This window comes from Malonomonas rubra (assembly GCF_003247215.1).
Classification (GTDB): domain Bacteria; phylum Desulfobacterota; class Desulfuromonadia; order Desulfuromonadales; family Geopsychrobacteraceae; genus Malonomonas; species Malonomonas rubra_A.
The window spans coordinates 1-7,085 of the sequence record NZ_QKAP01000036.1 but is presented as its reverse complement, the minus strand read 5'-3'; the positions used below and the strand labels follow the sequence as shown (position 1 = coordinate 7,085).

Below are 7,085 nucleotides of genomic sequence, written 5' to 3'. Positions count from 1 at the left end.
GTTCCAGGGACGATTTGATTCGCAGTATTTGCAGCGCTACCTGGATGAAAATGTTTTTCGCTTTAATCGCCGTAATTGCAGATCAGTTGACAAGGGATTTTGGCGAATCATGCAACAAGCTGTTCAGTCAGCCCCAGCACCTTTGAAATTTCTGGTTCTGGAGCCGGTTACTTGAGCGAAGTTGATAACCAGACATTAAAATTAAACAGTACTTCAACCGGTTAGCAAATTAATGCAATCTGAAAAAAAAAATCTATAGTTATTTGGAGCCTTTATTGCGACCAGCAGGAACTCTGATCTATACTGTCACGGTTAAATTAAATTCCGTCGATGACGCAAAGGGTGCAAAACCGATGACCACCACAGACAATGTCAGCCCCCAATGGATAGAATCCCAGTATCGAAACTATCAGCAGAACCCGGAATCGGTTACGGCCGAATGGCGCGCATTTTTTCAAGGGTTTGAGCTAGGCCTCGACAAAAGCAGCGCAGAGCCCGACCACAAACCGGCGGAAGTCCAATCTTTGATCCGCCGTTATCGCGAAATTGGCCACCTTTATGCCTGCGTCGATCCGCTGACCCCTTGTAAAACCGATTATCTGATGCTGCAGCTAAGCGAATTCGGTCTTGAAGAAACCGATTTGGAGCGGAACTTCGCAACCGACGATTTCATTCTGTCACACGCTCCGCTGAAAAAGATTATTGAAATTCTGCAACAGACCTATTGCCGCTCCCTCGGCGTCGAGTTCATGCATATACCGATCATGGACGAACGAAAATGGTTGCAGGAACGGATGGAAGGCTCGCGTAACCAGCTGGAGCTGAGCCGCGAAAAGAAGCTGGCGACCCTGAAAAAATTGCTGCAGGCGACCAAGTTCGAAACCTTTCTGCATCGCAAGTTCGTCGGCCAGAAACGCTTTTCCCTGGAAGGGGCCGAATCGGTCATTCCGCTGCTCGACTACCTGATTGAATACGCCGCCGGGCTTGAATTGGAGCACGTTATCATCGGCATGGCACACCGTGGAAGGCTGAACGTGCTGGCCAACATTTACGACAAACCACTGGAAAACATTTTTGCTGAGTTTGCTGACAATGAAACCTTCAAGGTGATCGGCGAAGGGGATGTCAAATATCACAAAGGCTACTCCAGCGACCGACAGTACGGCGACAGAAAGATTCACCTCTCCCTCACCTCCAACCCAAGCCACCTAGAAGCGGTTGACCCGGTGGTTGAAGGCAAAAGCCGGGCACGCCAAGAACGGATTGACGGAGACGGTGAACAGAAGGTGCTGCCGCTACTGATCCACGGTGATGCCGCCTTCGCCGGGCAGGGGGTCATCGCCGAGGTACTCAACCTCTCGCAACTCGAAGGGTACAGGACCGGAGGTACCCTGCATATCGTTATCAACAACCAGATCGGTTTCACCACCCTGCCGGTCGATGCCCGCTCGACCTGTTACCCGACTGACATTGCCAAGATGCTGATGTCGCCCATTTTGCATGTGCATGGCGACGACCCGGAAGCTCTGCTGCAGGCTGCCAACATTGCCCTTGAATTCCGGCAGAAATTCCGCAAAGACGTGGTGATCGAAGTGATCTGCTACCGGCGTCACGGTCATAACGAAGGGGACGAGCCGTTCTTCACTCAGCCGGTAATGTACGAAAAAATACGCAATCATCTACCAACTTCGGATATTTACTGCAACCAGCTGCAGGAAGAGGGGTTCAGCGCAGAGGAACTTGAAACCCTGGCCACCGAAATCGATCAGGATCTCGAGGCGGCCTTGGAGCGCCCGCCACAAGAGCTGGAAGAAGGCTTTTTGAAAAAATGGGCCGAGATTTCGCGCGAATTCAGCTTTGATCCGGTTCCGACAGCGACCGACTGGCAGACCTTAACCGACCAGATCATGGCTATCACCAGCGTGCCGGAAGACTTCACCCCGCATCGGAAAATTTCCGCATTACTGGAAAAACGCCGGACAGCAGTAGCAAACGGTGAGAAAATCGACTGGGGAACCGCCGAGGCGCTGGCTTTCGCCAGTTTAGTCGCCGAGGGTACCTGGATTCGGGTTTCCGGGCAGGACTCACGGCGCGGCACGTTCAACCATCGCCACGCCACCCTTGCCGATATCGAAACCGGACAAAAATATACGCCGCTCGATCAGTTTGCCCACCAGGCGGGGAGTCACTTCACCATCTACAACAGCATGCTCTCGGAGATGGCGGTGCTCGGCTTCGACTACGGCTACTCCGTCGAATCCCCGAACGACCTGACCATCTGGGAAGCTCAATTCGGCGATTTTGCTAACGGCGCCCAGGTCATCATCGATCAGTTCATCGCCAGCAGTATGACCAAGTGGGACCGCTCCAGCGGCCTAGTCATGTTTCTGCCACACGGTTACGAAGGACAGGGACCGGAACACTCCAGCGCACGCATCGAACGCTACTTGCAACTTTGCGCCGACAACAACCTGCTGGTGGTCAATCCGAGTACCCCCGCACAGTTGTTTCACCTGCTCCGCCGCCAAGTCAAAGCCGCATACCGAAGACCATTGATCGTCTTTACTCCTAAGGCTCTGTTACGTCATCCCGAATGTGTTTCCAGCTCTGAGGATTTTACTGACAAGCACTTTCAGGAAATCATCCCTGACAGCAAGAAGCCGGATATCTGCCAGCGAATTCTGCTCTGCAGCGGCAAGCTCTATTACGACCTGCTCGCCTACCGACAGGAGCAGCAAAGGGACGATGTCGCCCTGATCCGTATTGAGCAGCTGTTCCCGCTGCACCGAGAGCGACTAACCGAAATTCTGGCCCCATACCCGGACCAGAGTGAAATATTCTGGGTTCAAGAAGAACCGGCCAACGGCGGCGCATGGGAACACCTGCGCCCCCAGCTGTCTGAGCTCATCGGCAAAGAACCGGTTTATGTTGGCCGCAAACGCTCTGCCAGCTCTGCGGTTGGATCACACCGCGTTCACAAACTTGAACAGCAAAGAATAGTTGAACAGTCGTTCTTGATAAAATAAAAGGGGCTTGCAATGGATATTATCGTTCCCCAAGTAGGCGAATCGATCGTAGAAGCGGAAATCGGTGAGTGGTTTAAACAGGATGGCGAGCAGGTAGAGAAGGATGCCTTGCTTCTCGAACTGGAAACGGAAAAGATCAACGTCGAGCTGAATGCTGAAACTTCAGGGAAGTTGACTATCCTCGCCAAGCAGGGTGAGGTGGTAAAAATCGGTGCGGTCATCGGCCGAATAGACCCGGAGGCGGTCGGGAGCAGACCGGAGCGGCAACCGGAGAAAAAAACAGCGACCGCCAAAGAACTGCCACCGGTCAATCCAGCAGTGCCCAAGCTAGCGGCAGAAAGTGGCATCGACCTGGCCACGGTCAGTGGCAGCGGCCGTGATGGCCGTATCCTGGTTGATGACCTACTGAAAAAACAAACATCGCCAGAAGAGTCTGCCACTAAACCAGTAGAGCCCCCTAAAGAACAAGAGGACAGCGCAGTTGCCGAGGCTGAGCGGATTAAGCGAGTGCCCATGACCCAGATCCGCAAAAAAATTGCCGAGCGGCTGTTGATGGCGCGCCAGCAGACGGCAATGCTGACCACCTTCAACGAGATCGACATGTCGAGGGTGATTAAACTGCGCAACAGCCACAAGGAAGCATTCGAGAAAAAACATGGCGTGCCACTCGGCTTCATGTCTTTCTTCGTCAAAGCAACTGCCGAAGCCCTTAAGGACTACCCGGAAGTAAACGCCCAGATCGATGGCAATGATATTCTCTACCACTACTACTATGACATCGGTGTCGCCGTCGGCAGTAAGCGCGGACTGGTGGTTCCGGTGATCCGCGACGCCGACCGGATGCACTTCGACGAGGTCGAAAAAACGATCCGCGACTTCGCCGCCAAAGCGGAAACCGGCAAGCTGAGCCTAGAGGAACTACAGGGCGGAACCTTCACCATCAGCAACGGCGGCATCTACGGCTCGGTGCTCTCGACGCCGTTGCTCAACCCGCCTCAGAGCGGCATTCTCGGCATGCACGCCATCAAAGACCGCGCCGTGGTGATCCATGGTGAAATTGTTATCAGACCAATCATGAACGTGGCCCTAAGCTACGACCACCGGATTATCGACGGTCAGCAAGCGGTCAGCTTTCTGAAGCAGATCAAACTCTACATCGAAGACCCTGAAGAGATGTTGCTGGAAATGTAATTTATTGCGGAAAAATCCGCACTCATAGGAGAACTAGATGTCTGAACGGAATTTCGATCTGATCGTTATTGGCGCCGGCCCCGGCGGCTACGTGGCGGCAATCCGCGCAGCCCAACTCGGCTTTTCGGTGGCCCTCGTCGAAAAACGGGAGACCCTCGGTGGAGTCTGCCTGAACGAGGGCTGCATTCCGAGCAAGGCGCTGCTTGAATCGAGCGAGCAGTATGCCAAGGTCAACAATGAACTGGCTGACCACGGCATTGAAGTCCCCAACGCGACCCTCAATCTGAACAAAATGATGGCCCGCAAGGAAGGGGTTATCAACAAGTTGACCGGCGGAATCAGCGGATTGATGAAAAAAAATAAGATCAGTGTCATTTCCGGCACCGCGACCCTGTCTGGAAAGGATGGCGACCTGCAGCAGGTGACGGTTGGTGAGCAAACGCTACATGCCAACTCAGTACTGCTCGCAACCGGCAGCGAAGCAATTGAGCTGCCGCATCTGCCCTTTGACGGTGAAACCGTCATCAACGCCCGTGAAGCCCTCAGTTTACAGGAAGTGCCGCAGCGGCTGCTGGTCGTCGGAGGCGGCGTCATTGGTCTGGAGCTTGGTTCTGTCTGGAGCCGACTCGGTGCCGAAGTCACGGTGGTGGAGATGCTCGATCAGCTAATTCCGCTCAGCGATCCACAGCTTGCGCAGATGCTGCAGCGCAGCCTGAAAAAACAGGGATTGAACATCCACCTGAAAACCAAGCTGGAGAAGATTGAAAAAAAGGAAGAGGGCGTACTCGCCACCCTGACGGCGGAAAAAGGGGAGCAGCAACTTACGGTCGATAAGGTGCTGGTCGCCACCGGCCGCCGGGCTCAAACGGAAGGATTGGGATTGGCGGCCGTCGGCCTGCAACCGAATCAGCAGGGGCAGCTGAAAGTGGATGAAAATTACCAAACAGCCGCCTCCGGCATCTATGCCATAGGTGATCTGATCCCGGGCCCGATGCTGGCCCACAAGGCAAGCGAGGAAGGGGTGGTCTTTGCAGAGCGATTGGCGGGGCAAAAATCTAAGGTTAATTACGACGCGATTCCCAGTGTCACCTACACCTGGCCGGAAGTCGCTTCGGTCGGCCGCAGCGAAGAGGGCCTGAAGCGGGATAGCATAGAATTCAAGACCGGGAAGTTCTTCTTTGCTGCCAGCGGCCGGGCATTGGCCAGCGGCTTCAGCGATGGGTTCGTTAAAGTGCTGGCATCTCCTGAGACCGGACGAATCCTAGGCATCCACATCATCGGACCTCATGCCTCGGAGCTGATCGCCGAAGCGACAACCGTCATCAGCTTTGGCGGCAGCGTTCACGATCTGGCCGTGACCTGCCACGCCCACCCGACCCTGGCGGAAGCAATCAAGGAAGCTGCGCTCGCCGTTAATGGGGAAGCGATTCACGCCTGATTTTTCCGACCACAAAAAAAGCCCAGCCGGAGACAGGCTGGGCTCATCCATTTGGCCAATTTCAACACTGATTCAGTCCACCTTGATACCTAATCTGCGCACCCGGCTCGCCTTCAACTCGCTTTCTACACCGATCTTCCTGAGAGCAGCTTCCGCTTTCTCGGCTATGCTATTCTGCTCATCGGTCGCCCCCCCCCCAAAAAAAAATCGGGAGAACTTAAGGCAAAAATCAACATACTGGGAAAGCGTTTCACCTGCCTGGGATTTAAACAGTTCAACAGAGGCCTATGCCAATTGCCTTTCGCACTCTTCATCGGCACTATCACCTTTAGTCAACAAATGTTCGCAGATCTCCGCAAGACTGTTTGTAGTTCGCAACTTAGTCTGCATTTTCCTGAATTTATCTATGACTTCCGGATCTTTTATTTCATGGTCCAGTGTTGCCGATTCAGGTTGAGCAACTTTCTCCTCACTCCGCTTCTATTTTATCCTGCAGGAGTCGGGCTTCGTCGTGCAGATCACAGTCATTCATGTATCCACCCACTTTCAAACAACCGGGCAATCTGCAAACCAAAGCCCTCTACCGCATAATCACCATAAGTGCGGAGGGTCGCACAACAATCCTGCTCCTGGGTTGTCAGACTGGCATCCACATCAATATCGTGAAACATTCTTTTCCGATTGATCACGAAACGAAAATCCGGGATATCCTTCGATTGCCCGTGGTAACACGACGTCAACAACGTCAATTAATGCAAATCACGGCTCAAAACCAGATCATCTTACAGGGCCAATTTGGGGGTCAGCAAAAAAGCCAGTTTCTCAATCTTTTTGATGATCCGGATATTATTGATATTCAGCTTGAGCAGATTATCCCGAAGGAGTTTTGAGAATTGGTCCTTCCGCAGAGCTAACAGGGTGCAATCGGCTGCCATCGGAGCGAATTTCAATTCCCTGTCGATGACTTTTTCCCGCAACCGAGCATAATCAACCGAGCTAACCTCTTTCAAGCTGGCATCGTTTAAGATCAGGACAATTTTGCAGCGTCTCTGCTCTTTTAACTGGTCGATGAGCCCCATTACGCCCTGGACCTCCAAACACCGCCCCTTCCTTTCAAAGTTAAGGAAACAAGCAATGGTTTTGTCCAAGCCCAGAAAAGAGGGCGAGTCGAGCATCAAGTGATAATTATTTATCAGCGTATTGGAGGAAAAAACAGGCAGCTATTTTTTGCCGAGTTTGGTGAGCAGATCAGCGATGTTATTGCGAAAACTCTAGACGGTTGAGTTTCTCCCGAAAGATTCGAGATCGACTATGTTTTCAAAGATGGAAAATTTTAGATCTTTGAGGGAATTGATCCCGAACATCAACACATAGAAATCTCTTGCCAAGACAATTTTTTCTGGTGTCTCGCCTTGATCAGAAAATTATTC

4 protein-coding genes and 1 pseudogene are annotated in these 7,085 nt (G+C 52.7%); 4 read left to right on the top strand and 1 reads right to left on the bottom strand.

What is annotated here, in order from left to right; genetic code table 11:
- The 4 genes and pseudogenes from Q7J88_RS03650 to lpdA all read left to right on the top strand — a co-directional run.
- Positions 1 to 175 (top strand): annotated as a pseudogene (locus Q7J88_RS03650) (IS1595 family transposase); the annotation flags it as partial.
- Positions 176 to 353: 178 nt separating this feature from the next.
- The gene (locus tag Q7J88_RS03645) at positions 354 to 3,026 is read left to right on the top strand and encodes a 2-oxoglutarate dehydrogenase E1 component (protein ID WP_303720798.1); all 2,673 of its coding nucleotides are present in this window, start codon (positions 354 to 356) and stop codon (positions 3,024 to 3,026) included.
- Between the two features lie 12 nt (positions 3,027 to 3,038).
- Positions 3,039 to 4,217: a 2-oxoglutarate dehydrogenase complex dihydrolipoyllysine-residue succinyltransferase gene (gene odhB / locus Q7J88_RS03640; RefSeq protein ID WP_303720797.1), complete on the top strand. Its 1,179-nt coding sequence runs from the start codon at positions 3,039 to 3,041 to the stop codon at positions 4,215 to 4,217.
- Positions 4,218 to 4,254: 37 nt separating this feature from the next.
- Positions 4,255 to 5,655: a dihydrolipoyl dehydrogenase gene (lpdA, locus tag Q7J88_RS03635; RefSeq protein ID WP_303720796.1), complete on the top strand. Its 1,401-nt coding sequence runs from the start codon at positions 4,255 to 4,257 to the stop codon at positions 5,653 to 5,655.
- A 782-nt stretch (positions 5,656 to 6,437) separates the two neighbouring features.
- On the opposite strand, the gene Q7J88_RS03630 is transcribed toward lpdA, so the two are convergent.
- Positions 6,438 to 6,734: a hypothetical protein gene (locus Q7J88_RS03630; RefSeq protein WP_303720795.1), complete on the bottom strand. Its 297-nt coding sequence runs from the start codon at positions 6,732 to 6,734 to the stop codon at positions 6,438 to 6,440.
- Between the last annotated feature and the right edge of the window lie 351 nt (positions 6,735 to 7,085).

Coding starts and splice junctions, on each gene's coding strand:
- Q7J88_RS03645 (WP_303720798.1), top strand. CDS start 354: ATGACCACCACAGACAATGTCAGCCCCCAATGGATAGAATCCCAGTAT.
- odhB (WP_303720797.1), top strand. CDS start 3,039: ATGGATATTATCGTTCCCCAAGTAGGCGAATCGATCGTAGAAGCGGAA.
- lpdA (WP_303720796.1), top strand. CDS start 4,255: ATGTCTGAACGGAATTTCGATCTGATCGTTATTGGCGCCGGCCCCGGC.
- Q7J88_RS03630 (WP_303720795.1), bottom strand. CDS start 6,734: ATGGGGCTCATCGACCAGTTAAAAGAGCAGAGACGCTGCAAAATTGTC.